Annotated in this window: 14 protein-coding genes; 4 read left to right on the top strand and 10 right to left on the bottom strand. The window is 68.5% G+C overall.

The window, feature by feature from the left end:
* The first annotated feature begins 37 nt into the window (after positions 1-37).
* Positions 38-1,249 carry a M20 metallopeptidase family protein gene (locus MAE01_RS02865; protein ID WP_229718232.1) on the top strand — a complete coding sequence of 404 codons (1,212 nt, stop codon included), beginning with the start codon at positions 38-40 and terminating at the stop codon, positions 1,247-1,249.
* A 207-nt stretch (positions 1,250-1,456) separates the two neighbouring features.
* Positions 1,457-1,942, top strand: a complete 486-nt coding sequence (locus MAE01_RS02860) for an FBP domain-containing protein (RefSeq protein ID WP_147038044.1) — start codon at positions 1,457-1,459, stop codon at positions 1,940-1,942.
* A 125-nt stretch (positions 1,943-2,067) separates the two neighbouring features.
* On the opposite strand, the gene MAE01_RS02855 is transcribed toward MAE01_RS02860, so the two are convergent.
* The 5 genes from MAE01_RS02855 to MAE01_RS02835 all read right to left on the bottom strand — a co-directional run bounded on the left by MAE01_RS02855 (position 2,068) and on the right by MAE01_RS02835 (position 6,845).
* On the bottom strand, positions 2,068-3,279 hold the full coding sequence (locus MAE01_RS02855) for a kynureninase (protein ID WP_147038043.1): 1,212 nt from the start codon (positions 3,277-3,279) through the stop codon (positions 2,068-2,070).
* Positions 3,280-4,137, bottom strand: coding sequence for an amidohydrolase family protein (locus MAE01_RS02850; protein WP_147038042.1), 858 nt, complete (start codon positions 4,135-4,137; stop codon positions 3,280-3,282).
* On the bottom strand, positions 4,137-5,021 hold the full coding sequence (locus MAE01_RS02845; RefSeq protein WP_147038041.1) for a tryptophan 2,3-dioxygenase: 885 nt from the start codon (positions 5,019-5,021) through the stop codon (positions 4,137-4,139). Before MAE01_RS02845 ends, MAE01_RS02850 begins: the two co-directional genes overlap by 1 nt.
* Before the next feature lie 35 nt (positions 5,022-5,056).
* Complete coding sequence (locus MAE01_RS02840; RefSeq protein WP_147038040.1) at positions 5,057-6,112, bottom strand: alpha/beta hydrolase; 1,056 nt, start codon at positions 6,110-6,112, stop codon at positions 5,057-5,059.
* 121 nt (positions 6,113-6,233) lie between these two features.
* Complete coding sequence (locus MAE01_RS02835; protein WP_147038039.1) at positions 6,234-6,845, bottom strand: TetR/AcrR family transcriptional regulator; 612 nt, start codon at positions 6,843-6,845, stop codon at positions 6,234-6,236.
* An 85-nt stretch (positions 6,846-6,930) separates the two neighbouring features.
* Between MAE01_RS02835 and MAE01_RS02830 the strand changes: the two genes are divergently transcribed.
* Positions 6,931-7,638, top strand: coding sequence for an MBL fold metallo-hydrolase (locus MAE01_RS02830; RefSeq protein ID WP_147038038.1), 708 nt, complete (start codon positions 6,931-6,933; stop codon positions 7,636-7,638).
* Between the two features lie 246 nt (positions 7,639-7,884).
* Here the strand turns inward: MAE01_RS02830 and MAE01_RS02825 are convergent, their stop codons facing one another.
* The 4 genes from MAE01_RS02825 to MAE01_RS02810 are packed head-to-tail and all read right to left on the bottom strand — an operon-like array spanning position 7,885 to position 12,062.
* The gene (locus MAE01_RS02825; RefSeq protein ID WP_147038037.1) at positions 7,885-8,454 is read right to left on the bottom strand and encodes a cysteine hydrolase family protein; all 570 of its coding nucleotides are present in this window, start codon (positions 8,452-8,454) and stop codon (positions 7,885-7,887) included.
* Entirely contained in the window at positions 8,451-9,899 is a 1,449-nt protein-coding gene (locus MAE01_RS02820) for a purine-cytosine permease family protein (RefSeq protein ID WP_147038036.1), read from the bottom strand. The genes MAE01_RS02825 and MAE01_RS02820 overlap by 4 nt, the downstream gene beginning before the upstream one ends.
* 15 nt (positions 9,900-9,914) lie before the next feature.
* Positions 9,915-10,748, bottom strand: coding sequence for an EamA family transporter (locus MAE01_RS02815; protein ID WP_147038035.1), 834 nt, complete (start codon positions 10,746-10,748; stop codon positions 9,915-9,917).
* 33 nt (positions 10,749-10,781) lie between these two features.
* Complete coding sequence (locus MAE01_RS02810) at positions 10,782-12,062, bottom strand: M18 family aminopeptidase (RefSeq protein ID WP_147038034.1); 1,281 nt, start codon at positions 12,060-12,062, stop codon at positions 10,782-10,784.
* A 205-nt stretch (positions 12,063-12,267) separates the two neighbouring features.
* On the opposite strand from MAE01_RS02810, the gene MAE01_RS02805 reads away from it, so the two are divergent.
* Positions 12,268-13,134 (top strand): EamA family transporter, encoded by an 867-nt coding sequence (locus MAE01_RS02805; RefSeq protein WP_147038033.1) that lies wholly within the window; start codon positions 12,268-12,270, stop codon positions 13,132-13,134.
* A gap of 9 nt (positions 13,135-13,143) precedes the next feature.
* On the opposite strand, the gene MAE01_RS02800 is transcribed toward MAE01_RS02805, so the two are convergent.
* Positions 13,144-13,800, bottom strand: a complete 657-nt coding sequence (locus MAE01_RS02800; RefSeq protein WP_147038032.1) for a response regulator — start codon at positions 13,798-13,800, stop codon at positions 13,144-13,146.
* Positions 13,801-13,943 lie beyond the last annotated feature (143 nt).

Here is a 13,943-nt window from a genome sequence, read left to right as displayed (position 1 = left end):
ATCGATCGGCGCGCCACCGAATAGGTTCGGAGGCACCATGCGCACACCCCGAGAGGATGCTGACCTGATGACGCGATTCGAGGCGGAAGCCGCGGGCCTGCTGGACGACCTGATCACCGTGCGGCGCGAGCTGCACACGGCCGTCGAGATCGGACTCGAGCTGCCTCGCACCCAGGCGATCCTGCTGCGCGAGCTCGAGGGCCTCGGGCTGGAGATCAGCACAGGGCGCTCGCTGTCGTCGGTGACCGCGGTCCTCCGGGGCGGTATGCCGGGCCCTGTCGTGCTGCTTCGCGCCGATATGGACGGCCTGCCCGTGAACGAGGCCACCGGCCTGGACTTCGCGTCCGCCTCCGGCGCCATGCACGCCTGCGGTCATGATCTGCACATGGCGGGCCTGCTCGGTGCGGTGCGGCTTCTCGTCGCCCGGCGGGCAGAGCTTCCCGGAACGGTCGTGTTCATGTTCCAGCCCGGTGAGGAGGGACGGGCCGGCGGCCGCATCATGCTCGAAGAGGGTGTGCTGGAGGCGGCGGGGGAGCGCCCGGTCGCCGCCTACGCGATCCATGTGGAGTGCACGGTTCCGCGCGGGCAACTCGTCACCAGGGCAGGGTCGATGATGGCCAGCGCCAGTGCGCTGCGCATGACACTGCGCGGCACCGGAGGCCACGCGGCGTTCCCGCAGAACGCGATCGACCCTGTACCGGTGGCGGCACAGCTCATCCTCGCCGTGCAGGCGTTCGGTGCACGGCGGCTGCCGGCCACAGACCAGGCCGTGATCTCGATCACGCGGCTCTCCAGCGATTCGGCTGCCAGCAACGTGCTCGCGGCCGAGGTGCAGCTGGAGGCCAACATCCGCACGCTGTCCAAGGCGACGCTGGAGATCATCCGCGACCAGCTGCCCGCCATGCTGACCGGGATCGCCGAGGCGAACGGCTGCACCCTCGAGGTCGAGTTCATCGCCTCGTACCCCGTGACCTACAACGACCCGGTCGAGACGACGTTCGCGCTGGATGTCCTCGACGAGCTGGTCGGTGCCGAGCGGGTGACCCGCCTTGAGGCGCCGTCGATGGCATCGGAGGACTTCTCCTACGTGCTCGAGGAGGTGCCGGGCACCCTGGTGTTCCTGGGCGCGGCGCCCGACGAGGGGTCGGGGCCCCTGCACTCCGAGCACGCGGTCTTCGACGACGGCGTGCTGGGGCTTCAGGCGTCAGTGCTCGCCGAGCTGGCGTGGCGACGGCTCGAGCGCGCGTGACGTCCGTCCGATCGACGGGTAAACTCGCCCCGTGCTGTTCTGTGTGAGCGCCCCTCGGGCGCGGAAGGCGGTCGCAGGCGCATCGCGCGCCGGCGGCAGAGGCTGAGCATCGGCCGGAGGCGGATCACCGTCCCCGGCAGATCGTCGTACCCGGCATCCATCTGAGCGATGCCGGCTCATCCTCGAGTCTGAACAGAAAGCATCATCATGCGTACCCTCACCGAGCGCGACATCCGCGCATCCTTCATCAACGCCTCCCGCAAGGAGGTCTCCTCCCTGACCCTCGCGCCCGGCTTCGCCGAGACCGATTTCGACCGGCTCGACTACCTGGGCTGGTCGGATCAGAAGTTCGCCCGTCGCGCCTACGTCGTCACCGAGGTTGACGGCGTGCTCACCGGCGCGCTCCTGCAGCGTGCGGAACAGCGCGTGCTCGCCCGCGCGCAGTGCTCGTGGTGCGACGACGTCACGCTCCGCAACGACGTGCAGCTCTTCTCGGCCCGCAAGGCCGGTGCCGCGGGACGCAACGGCGACACCATCGGCACCCTCGCCTGCGCGGAGTTCGGCTGCTCGCACACCGTGCGCCAGCTGCCGCCGCTGGCTTACGAAGGCTTCGACCGGGAAGCGGCCAGGGACCAGCGCATCGCACGGCTCGGCGAGAACGTCAGGGGTTTCCTGCGCGCCGTCGCCGCCTGACCCCGCTGGATCGTGGGACGAAAGCTCGCGCCCTGCGGGTCGTTGAGCGAAGGCGGCGGAGCCGCCGCAGCCGAAACGCGTTGAGCGACGAGCGCAGCGAGGAGTCGAAGCGAACCTCCGGCCCCTCAGCTCAGCGCATCGCGCACGGCCAGTACGCCGCTGAGCGCCTCGGCATACGAGGTGCTCAGCGGCGACAATCCCAGCCGGATGCCGTCGGGGAACCGGAAGTCCGGGATCACGCCGTCGGCCCACAGTCGCTTGGTCACCTCGGCGAAGTCCGGGTGGCCGATCGTGACGTGTCCGCCGCGCAGCGCGGCATCCCTCGGGCTGAGCAGCCGCACGCCGAGCGGGGCGAGCTCCTCGTCGACGGCCCGCACGACGAGGTCGGTGAGCGCCTGCGACTTCTCGCGCACGGCACCGATCGTCGCCTGCTCGATCAGGTCGAGCATGCCCTGCATCGCCAGCATCCCGAGCACGGGAGGGGTGCCGCTGATGAACTGGCGGATGCCGCCGGCCGGCGCGTACGTGGAGCCCATCGCGAACACGTCACCCGCACCCATCCAGCCCTGGATGGGCTGTCGGAGCAGGCCGTGGTGGCGCGCGTTCACGTAGGCGAAAGCGGGTGAACCAGGCCCGCCGTTCAGATACTTGTAGGTGCACCCGACGGCGAGGTCGACACCGCACGCATCGAGCTCGACCGGGATCACGCCCACCGAGTGGCACAGGTCCCACAGCATCAGCGCGCCGACATCGTGCACGGCATCCGTGATCGTCTTCATGTCGGCCAGCGCGCCGGAGCGATAGTCGACGTGGCTAAGAACGACGAGAGCGGTGCGCGCCGAGACGGCGGCCTCGATGTCGGCGACCTGCACACCGGCGACCGGGTCGGGACTGATCCAGCGCAGCGTCAGCCCGCTTTCGGCCGCGATGCCCTCGGCGATGAAGCGGTCGGTGGGGAAGTTGCCGTCCTCGATGACGATCTCGGTCCGCTCGGGGCGCGCCGCGACCGCCGCGCGCATGAGCTTGTACAGCAGCACCGTGGTGGAGTCCGCGACCACCGTCTGGCCCGCCGCGGCGCCGAGGCACAGCATCCCGATCCGGTCTCCGAGGGCGGTCGGCAGGTCCATCCACTGCTCGTCCCACGAGCGGATCAGCCGCGTTCCCCAGTCTTCGCGCACGAAGGCCGCGAGGCGGTCGGGCAGTTCTCGCAGTGGCCGGCCGAGCGAGTTGCCGTCGAGGTACGCGCTGACGCCGGCGGCCGGGACGAAGGCCTCGAGGTGGGCAGCCAGCGGATCGCGGGCGTCGAGGTCGCGGGCTTCGGCGAGCAGATCGGTCATTCAGGCCTCCAGATCGGCGGGAGTGAGGGGGCGGGCCAGCAGCGGGTCGAACGACTCGCCGGGGATGAAGAGGCACGGCGCACCGGGTACGGGGTCGAGCGCGCGCAGCAGGTCCTCGCCATCGATCCCCGCTTCGCGCAGCGCGGCGATCTCGTGAGGGTTCAGATCTGGCGGTGTGGGGCCGTTGCCCATGTCGGTGCCGTACAGCACGGTCCCGCCCGCCGCGTAGAACCGGCGGACGTTGTCGACCGCGATTTCATAGGCGCCGTCGCCGTGGATCGCGAGGGTAGAGACCCATTCCGCGGACTCCGCCTGCAGATCGATCTCGGACTCGGTCAGCCGCTCGGTGAACGGCGCATGGGCGAGCATGGTCGCGCCCAGCCTGACCACCCGTTGCGCCTCGCCCGGGCCTTCCGCGTGTGCGACGACCGGCAGCCCGTTCGCCGCGCTCAGTGCGACGATCTCCCGGAACAGATCATCCGAGAACACCGGTCCCGCCGTGCTGTTGCTGGCGATCTTGATGCAGCCGGCGCCGGCATCCTTCATCTCGGCGATTGCGCGGGCGGCGGCATCCGCGTCGGCGATCTCGCGCACCGATCCTGCCGGCGCCCACGCGCGATCGGACGGGTAGCCTCCGGGCGGCGTCAGAAACGCGCCGGCGAAGGCGATCTCGACGCCTGATTCGTCCTGCTCCCGAGAAGCGGCGACGGCCAGCACCTCCGGATTCCCGCCGAGATCGATGACCCGGCCGAGCACCGAACCCGCCAGGGCGGCGGCATCGACGAGCTGCAGGTGCACGTGATGGTCGGTGAATCCTCCGGTGACGAAGCCGCCGGGCACGCGGTGCACCTCGAGCATCACGCCCCGATCTCGGTGCGCACCGTGTACAGCTCGGGGAAGAACGTGAGCTCAAGCGCGCGCTGCAGGAATCCGACCCCGCTCGATCCGCCGGTGCCGGGTTTCATCCCGATCGTGCGCGTCACGGTCTTCAGGTGCCGGAAGCGCCAGAACTGGAAGTTGTCCTCCAGATCGACCAGGTCCTCGCAGGCCTCGTAGAGATCCCAGTGCGTCTGCGGGTGCTCGTAGATCTCGCGGATCGCCGGCACGAGGGAGGGGTGCGGGCGATACGGCTCGCGGATGTCGCGCTCGAGGATCTCGGCCGGGATCGGGATGCCGCGCCGTGACGCGTACCGCAGGAACTCGTCGTACAGCGTGGGCCGCTCGAACTCCGTCGTGAGCAGGGCGAGGTTCGCGGGGTGATCGCGGAACACCGACAGCATCCGCTCGTTCTTGTTGCCGAGCGCGAACTCCACGGCACGGTACTGCACCGACTGGAATCCGGACGAGTTGCCCAGCGCGCCGCGGAACTGCGCGTACTCGGTCGGCGTGAGGGTCGCCAGCACCGACCACTGCTGGGTCATCACGTCCTGGATGCGCTTGACGCGCGCCACCCGCTTGAGCGCCTCGCGCAGGTCGTCGCTCGCCAGCAGATCGCGCGCCGACGACAGCTCATGCAGCAGTTGCTTGAGCCACAGCTCGGTGGTCTGATGCTGGATGATGAACAGCATCTCGTCGTGGTGCTGCGGCTCGCTCACCGGATGCTGCGCGGAGAGCAGGCGGTCGAGTCCGAGGTAGGACCCGTAGGTCATGCGACCGGAGAGGTCGGTGACGATCGTGTCCTCGAGCGCCCGCTCGTTGTGCGCGGAGCCGCCGCTGGACTCGCTCGTCGAATCAGTGCCCATGATTCCTGAGGATATCCCGAACGATCGGTCAGGCGTCAGGGCTGAGTCGTGTGTGCGTCCAGGAAGTCGAGTGTCTTCTGCAGGGCGGTCTGCGCGTCGGGCATGTCGAGGTGGAACTGGTACTCGTGCGGCAGTGCCGGCTCGTGGGCCGCGGGCCAGAACAGGGTGGTCACGTCCACGCCCAGCGCTTCGAGGCGCTGGGCCATCGGGATCGACTGCAGCCAGGTCAATCCGTCGCCGTTACCGCCGGAGATGTACGTGGTGGGGAAGTCGGCCGTCACCCAGCCGATCGTCGACATCGTCGATCCGGTGGCGCCCTCGGCCCAGGTCCGGTCGCCGGCGTATGCCCACATCGCGGACTTGAGCCCCCAGCCCTCGATTCCCGAGAGCGCGGCGAGGGCGGCCAGATCGTAGACGCCGCAGTTGAGCACCGTGGCTACGAGCTGATCGGCATCCAGTGCGGGGTCGATCGACATGATCTCGGCGTAGTCCGGGTTCGTCATGATCGTCGCCATCTGACTGGCCAGCTGACTCCCGGCGGAGTCCCCGGCGAGGACGATCTGCGAGGCGTCGACGCCCAGGTCCTCGGCGTTCGCGTCGATGTACTCCAGCGCCTGGTTGAGCTGGCCCACGGCGGTCGGGTACGTGCCCTCCGGGCCGATCGTGTAGTTGACCGCGATGGTCGTGTAGCCCTCGGCAGCGAGTATTCGCATGTACGGGTCGACGTTCTCCTTCGACCCCGAGATCCAGGCTCCGCCATGAATCCAGACGACCGTCGGCAGCGGGTCGGTGGCGGATGCCGGGCGGAAGACATCCATGGTCGTGTCGGTGCCGTCGTCGCCGTAGGACACGTCGAGCGTCTCGGTCAGTTCGGTGTCGGGGACGTGCTTGTCCATCTCGGCGGCGGTCGCATCGCCGCCCTTGGTGAACACGGCGCGGATCACCATCGCGGACGGCCATGGCGTGATGGCTCCGATCGCTGCCACGACCAGCACGACCGCGATGAGGATGCCGACGGTGATCCTGGTCTTCCGCCACCGCCGATGCGGCTTCGCGTCGTCGGGAGTCTCGTCGTTCTCGTGCGCGCTCATGTATGCCCCTCCGGGAATCAGTGTGGCAGAACCGAGTGGCGCTGTACCCGTTCGGGTCGCACTTCTCGCCGGTCTGGCGCGGGCAGAACGGCAGGAACTGCGATCCGGATGCGCGTGCGCCTCACCCCGCGGCGAGCCCGTGGATCAAGCGATCGAGTCCGTAATCGAAGGCGTCGTCGACGTCGCCGCCCAGGCGGAACGCTCCGGCCAGCTCCATCTGCAGGAAGCCGGTCGCCCACGCGGTGAACAGGCGAGCGGCGTCGAGGGCGTCATCGTCGCCGACGAGCGCGCGCGCTGCGTGGAGGACCGGTGCCGCCGCGTGCTCGAGCGCATCGAGTGGAGCGGATGCCGTGAACATCAGCCGGAACCCCTCCGGACGTTCGTGCGCAAACGCCCGAAACGCCTCCGCGAGCCCGACCAGCTCCTCTCGAGCCCCCCGAGCCCCCTGAGATTGCATTCCGCGGCCGAGATCGACGGAGTTTCCGGGCATCTCGGCCGCGGAATGCAATCTCGCGGCGGCGGTGAGGCGGTGGGTGAGGTCGTCGACGGTCGCCTCGGCCACCGCGGCCAGGAGGGCGTCGCGGTTGCGGATGCGCTTGTACAGCGACGGTGCGCGCACGCCGACACGGGTGGCGACGGCCTGCATCGTCAGCCCGGCGGGTCCGTCGGACTCGAGGATCTCTCGTCCTGCTTCGACGATCGCAGTATGGGACGTGCGCTCCGGCGTTGGCATCCGAACCTCCAATGGCTATTGACGTTAGCTATGATAGCTACGTATCATAGCCATGACAACCCGAAATGGATGCTGAGGACACATCATGAAGCTCGCACCGCACCTGCACCGACTGGGCAACGACCTCGTCGCGTCGTACCTCATCGATCTTCCCGAGGGCATCACTCTCGTCGATGCCGGGTTGCCTGGGCACTGGAACGACCTGCAGCGCGAACTCGAGGCGATCGGCCGTCCGGTCTCCGATGTCCGTGGACTCGTCCTCACGCACGGCGACAGCGACCACATCGGTTTCGCCGAGCGGCTGCGACAGGAGACCGGCGTGCCGGTGTTCATCCACTCCGCCGACGCGCATCGGGTGCGCACCGGCGAAAAGCCGAAGACGCCGATGGGTCCCGCGCGCATCGGACCCGTGCTGAGCTTCTTCGCCTATGGACTGCGCAAGAACGCGATGCGCACACGGTACGTGCAGGATGTCGTCGAGGTCGCGGACGGTGACGTACTGGAACTGCCCGGCGCACCGGTCGTGATCGGGATGCCGGGGCACTCGCCCGGCAGCATCGCAGTGCACGTTCCGGCAGTGGATGCCGTGTTCGTCGGCGACGCGCTCACCACCCGCCACGTCCTCACCGGTCGTGAGGGTGCGCAGCCCGCGCCGTTCACGGACGAACCAGCAGAGGCGATTGCGTCGCTCGACCGGCTCGCGGAAGTACCGGCATCCTGGGTGCTGCCGGGGCATGGCGCGCCGTGGCAGGGTTCACCCGCCGACATCGCCGCCGCCGTCCGCGCGGCGTGAGATCGGGCGGACCTCAGCGGGTCGTTGAGCGAGCGGACCCTCGGCGGTCCCGCGGCGGTCCCGCAGCGGGTCGTTGAGCGAGCGTCAGCGAGACGAAACGGGGTGAGCGAGCGCAGCGAGTCGAAGCCTTCTCCAGGTGGACGGATGGTTTCGACTTCGGTGCTTCGCACCTGCGCTCAACCCGTTTCGTCTGCGCGGCCTCCGGCCGCTCCGCTCAACGACCCGGAGTTTCAACCGACCGAACGCTCAGCGCCCGGCGAGGACCTCGGCCGCCGTCGCCAGGGTGATCTGCGGCGGATACAGCCCCATCACATGCACGGCGGCGGCGTGGTTCTCGGCCGTCGAACCCGCACACGCATCCGTGACGACGGTCACCCGAGCGCCGGCATCCGCCGCGGCCAGCGCAGTGGAGAGCACGCAGCAGTCCGTCGAGACTCCGGCGAGCACGATGCGTCCGCCGTGACCGACGATCGACTCCAGCTCCGGGCCCCATTTCCCGAACGTCGGCAGGTCGAGCGTCGCCCGCGGCGAAAGCCCGGCGGCATCCGGAACCAGGTCGAACAGCTCGTCCGTCGGCGGCTGATCCGCGAACGGCCAGGCCTCGAAGTACTCGCCCCACGAGGTGGACCGGTCCGCAGTCGGCATCCAGCGGGTCACGAGCACGCGCCCGCCGAAGGCGTCGGCCAGCGAGCGGATCCGCGGCATGGTCTCGGCGAAGAACGGCGAACCCCATGCCGAATCGGACGAGGCGAAGATGTTCTGCGGGTCGATGACGACCAGCCAGGTCCCGTCTACAGGACCCGGGGCGCTGCTCACGCTTCCTGCCGCCGGATCGTCGCAGCCCGCGCGAACCAGGTCACCAGGAACGACAGAACCAGCGCGAAGAAGACGCCGAGGTTCGCGTACGCCCACTCGCCGTCACGCCCGCCGATCAGGAACAGCAGATAGCCCTGCCAGTTGTTCCAGGCGGCCTCTGCCGCGAAGTTGTTGACCACGAAGCCCCACCCGATCACCGACGCGACGACCATCGTGATGATCGACGTCCAGTCCCACGCGCCGTAGCGACCCTTCGCGTCGAACAGCGCATCCTCGTCGTAATCCTTCCTGCGGCGCAGGATGTCAGCGATCAGGATGCCGGCCCACGACGCCAGAGGCACGCCGAGCGTGATGAGGAACGACTGGAACGGGCCGAGGAAGTCGGTCGCGAAGAACACCACCCAGATGGTTCCCAGCGTGAGAATGACGCCGTCGATCGCCGCAGCCGACGGGCGAGGGATGCGGATACCGAGGCTGATCAGCGTCAGCCCCGAAGAGTAGATGCCGAGCACCGCACCTGAGACGAGCGCCAGCACGGCAGTGAGCAGGAACGGCACGAGCACCCAGATCGGCAGCAGTGTTGCGAGCGCCCCGATCGGGTCTGCGCCGACGGCATCCATCAGCTCCTGATCCGACCCCGCCAGCAGCAGACCGAATACGACCAGCAGCACCGGTGCGATCGCGCCGCCGAACGTGTTCCAGAACACGATCGCGCCGTCGGATGCGGTGCGCTTCTGATACCGCGACCAGTCCGCAGCGATGTTGATCCAGCCCAGCCCGAAGCCCGTCATCACCATCACCAGCGCGCCGATCACGGCACCGATGTTGCCGTCTGGCAGTGACATGACTGCCGCGAAGTCGATGTGCGGGATGGTCAGGATGACGTACAGGATCGTCACGGCGCCGGTGATCCACGTCAGCACCGACTGCATCTTCATGATCGTGTGATAGCCGAGAACGGATGCCGCGACGATGAGTGCCGCGACCACTACGGTCGCGATGATCTTCAGTGCGATGCTGTCGCCGTCGCCGCCGAGCTGCGTGATGACGGTCGCGGTGGCGAGCACCGCCATGATCGCGAGGAAGGTCTCCCAGCCGATCGAGGTCAGCCACGACACGATGCCCGGAACCTTCTGCCCGTGCACGCCGAACGCCGCGCGGGAGAGGACCATGGTCGGCGCTGAGCCGCGCTTTCCGGCGATCGCGATCAGCCCGCACAGCGCGAACGAGACGACGATGCCGATGACCGAGACCAGCGTCGCCTGCCAGAACGAGATGCCGAACCCGAGCACGAACGATCCGTAGGACATGCCGAACACCGACACGTTCGCCGCGAACCACGGCCAGAACAGGTCGCGCGGCTTCGCCGTCCGGTCGGACTCGGGGATGATCTCGATGCCGGCGCGCTCGATCAGCGCAGGGCCGGCCGCAATCTTCTCTGACATGCCCCCATATTGGCACTACGCGGAGCTGAGCAGCACCACCGCGAGCGCCGCGCCGACCAGGCCGACGATCTGACGTCGGGTGCACCGCTCATGCAGCACGAAGACGCCGAGCAGCACCGGAATCGCGGGATAGAGCGATGCCAGCGTCACCGCGACGGCGAGCAACTCCTCACGGGTTGCGAGGAGGTACAGCGTGAGGCCGATCGCCGCGCCCGCTCCGATCGTCAGCGCTTTGCCCGCGTCGGCCCATCGGAACCGCTGGATGTGTCGGATACGGAATGCCGACGGACTCAGCACGATCACGGCGGCGACCCGGCCTGCCGCCACTGCCCACAGGCCGCTCTCGGGCCCTGCCATCCCCAGCCCGACGTATTGCACGGCGACACCGGCACTTGCGATGAGCCCGTCGCGCACCGCATCAGGCTGCGCGCCGTCTGTCCTTCGACCTCGGGAAACGAGCCACAGCGCCGGGAGCACGACGATGAAACCCGCCCATGCAAGAACAGACGGCTGTTCGCCGAGAAACACCACACCGGCTAGAACGGACAGTGCGACGCCGGTGACGGCACTGATCGGCAGCACTGTGCTCATCGCTCCGCGTGACAGTCCCCGGTTGAGGAAGAGCATCGTGACAGCGCTTCCGATCCCGGAGAGAGCGCCCCACGCGAGATCAGTCGCCTCGACCTGCGTGGCGGGAACGATGAGCGCGACGGCGAATGCGCAGACCAGACCGCCGACCTGGCCCACCCAGGCCACGAACGCATAGTGAACGCGCCGTGACAGGATGCCGCCGGCGAAGTCGACCAGTCCGTAGACGACAGCGGATGCGAGTGCGAGAGCGATTCCCACTGCATCCTCCTGCTCTCGGCCCGAAGACGGGCATCAGGCCGAGAAGAACGCCTCCGCCACGCGGGTCAGGTCGTGCAGATCGCTGACCCCGGCGAGCTCGCGAGCGGAGTGCATCGACAGGATCGGGATGCCGACATCCACCGTGCGGATGCCGAGACGGGTGGCCGTGATCGGGCCGATCGTCGAGCCGCACGGCACGGTGTTGTTCGAGACGAACTCCTGCGACGCGACCCCTGCCGTCTGGCACCACTGCGCCCACGCGGCGGACCCGACGGCATCCGTCGCGTAGCGCTGGTTGGCGTTGATCTTCAGGATCGGCCCGGAACCGAGCAGCGGCTGGACGACCGGGTCGTGCTTGAAGGCGTAGTTCGGGTGCACCGAGTGGCCGACGTCGCTGGACAGGTGCCAGGATGCCGCGAACGCGCGTCGCTGCTCGGTGGCATCCGCCCCGAGACCGGCGTACACGCGGGACAGGATGTCTTCGAGGAACGGGCCGGCCGCCCCCGAGCGCGAGGCGGAGCCGAGCTCCTCATGGTCGAACGCCGCGAGGACGGCGATGCGATCCGGGGCCTTCGACGCGTCGGCCAACGCGACCACGCCGGCGTGCACGGATGCCAGGTCGTCCAGACGTCCGCTCGCGAAGAAGGCGTCGTCCTTGCCGAAGACGGCACCGCGAGCGGAGTCCGCGACGACCGCGTCGAAGCCGCGCACATCGGCGGCGTTCACACCCGCCGACGAAGCCAGCTCGCCGATCAGATCCTCCTCGAGGGGGTCGCCGAGGCCCCACACCGGCTGGGTCTGCAGCTGCCTGTCGAGGGTGAGCGCCTTGTTCGCCTCGCGGTCGAGGTGGACGGCGAGCTGGGGCAGACGCAGGAGGGCTCCCGTGTCGGCGAGGACGACGCGTCCGTCGGCGAGGGCGAGCCGGCCGGCCAGTCGGAGTTCGCGATCGAGCCACGAATTCAGGAGGGGCCCGCCGTAGATCTCGACGCCTGCTTGCAGCCAGCCGCGGGACCCGGTCGTCGGCTGGGGCTTGAGCTTGAAGCCGGGGGAGTCGGTGTGCGCACCGAAGATCTGCGCCGGTGTCGTGGGTGCGGCGTCCTTGGGGGCCACCCACGCGATGACAGCGCCGTCCCGAACCACGACGAAACGGCCGCCGGGCTGCGCGGGCCACTCATCGTCTTCCTCGAGACGGACGAAACCGGCATCCTCGAGGCGGCGGGCCACCTCGGCGGCGGCGTGGTAACTCGAAGGGGAGGCGGCGACGAAGTCGGCGAGATCCTCGACGTGGGAGAGAGCTGCGGCGGTGACGACCATGGGTTCGATCGTATCCGCGACCGCTGGACGCCGCGCGTTCACACCGTGGTGTTAGGGTGACGCTCGACAGTGCCTAGGGTTCCGGGGCTCACGCCCGACTGGTCCGAGCGGCACCACGGTTCGTCTTCGCAGACGGCCGTCATCTGACAGGACAAAAGCCCGGAGGAGCCCGTTCGTCGCGCCCGCCGACGGACAGAAGGCTCTCATGTCGGCATTCGCTCTCGTCCTCGTCTTCTCCGCCGCCGTCACGCACGCGGTGTGGAACATCCTCGCCCACGGCATCAGCCGTGCCGGCATCCCGTTCCTATGGTGCGGAGCCGTCGCCGGCGCCGTCATCTGGGGCGTCGCGATCCCGTTCACCGGCGGCATGGGTGAGAGCGACTGGACAGGCTTCCTGATCGGCGTCGGGGTCTCGGGCGTGCTGCACGTGGCCTACATGCTCGTGCTGCAGCACGGCTACCGGGTCGGCAATCTCTCCACGGTGTACGCGACAGCGCGGGGGAGCGGACCGTTCCTCGCCGTGATCGCCGCCATCGTGCTGTTGGGTGAGCGGCCCTCGGGCTGGGCGCTCGCCGGAGTTCTGGCGATCATCGTCGGAGTGGTCGCCCTCGGACTCGTCGACCGGGCGCCGCGAGGCGAGCGCGAGCGCGGGCTCGACCCGTCGATCGTCTTCGGGCTGTTGACCGGCGTCGCGATCGCGACCTACACGATCTGGGACACCCACGCCGTTCGCGAATGGGATCTCGCCCCGGTGCCGTACATGGTCGGCACCTGCGTCATGGAGATCCTCGTCTACTCCGTGATGCTGCGCCGACGGTGGCGCGAGACGGCCGCGTTCGCCAGATTCCAGTGGCGTCGCGTGCTCGTCTTCGGGTTCCTCTCGCCGCTGTCGTACATCCTCATCCTCGTCGCAGTGTCGATCGCGCCCGTGGCGCTCGTCGCCCCGCTGCGTGAGGTGAGCGTGGTGCTGGTGAGTCTCTTCGGCGTGTTCGTCCTGAAGGAGAGCAGGCCCGCCGCGCGGCTGGCGGCAGCAGGCGTGGTGGTGGCAGGAATCGTCCTGCTCGCCGGATGACCTCGTCGGTCAGCGGAAGTTGACGAGCCCCGCCTGCGCTGCGGTCACGAGGATCTGCACCCGGTCACGAAGCTGCCACTTGGACATGATCCGCCCGAGGTGAGCCTTGACCGTGCCTTCGGACACGATGAGTGCACGTGCGATCTCAGCGTTCGACATGCCCTGAGCGAGACACTGCAGCACCTCGCCCTCGCGGTCGGTGAGGACTTCCAGCTCGTCGGCGCCGACTCCCGTCGGTGCCTCGTCGCGGACGTGCTTGATGAGCAGCGACGCGATGGACGGCGAGAGAGAGCTCGCACCGCTGTACACCTCGCGGACCGCGGCGAGGATGCTGGCGGCACTCGAGTCCTTGAGCATGTAGCCGGATGCGCCCGCACTCAGCATCGGGAGGACCGTGTCGCTGCCGTCGAGCGTTGTCACCGCGAGGACTCGGACTTCGGGCCAACGCTCCGCGATCGCCGCGGTGGCCTCGATGCCGTTCATCTCCGGCATCTGCACATCCATCATCACGACATCGGGGCGATCGCCTTCGATGAACGAGATCGCTTCGAGGCCGGTCTCGGCCTCGCCGATCACATCGACCTCGGGATCGCGCGAGATGAAGTGCGCCAGCGCGGTGCGGACCAGAGGGTCGTCGTCGACGATGAGAACGCGGATTTGCGGCATGTGGGAAGCCTAACGGCGGGCAGAACTGCCCATGGCGCCAATGTAGACGTTTGGCTATCAAAGAGTGAACGGTAGTCAGATGTGCACGCTGGAGCTTACCGAGAGGATGAATACAGACATCCGACGTAAGACCTAATCTAGGT

Source organism: Microbacterium aerolatum (assembly GCF_007988825.1).
Lineage (GTDB): Bacteria > Actinomycetota > Actinomycetes > Actinomycetales > Microbacteriaceae > Microbacterium > Microbacterium aerolatum.
This window is presented reverse-complemented; position numbering and strand designations above follow the sequence as displayed.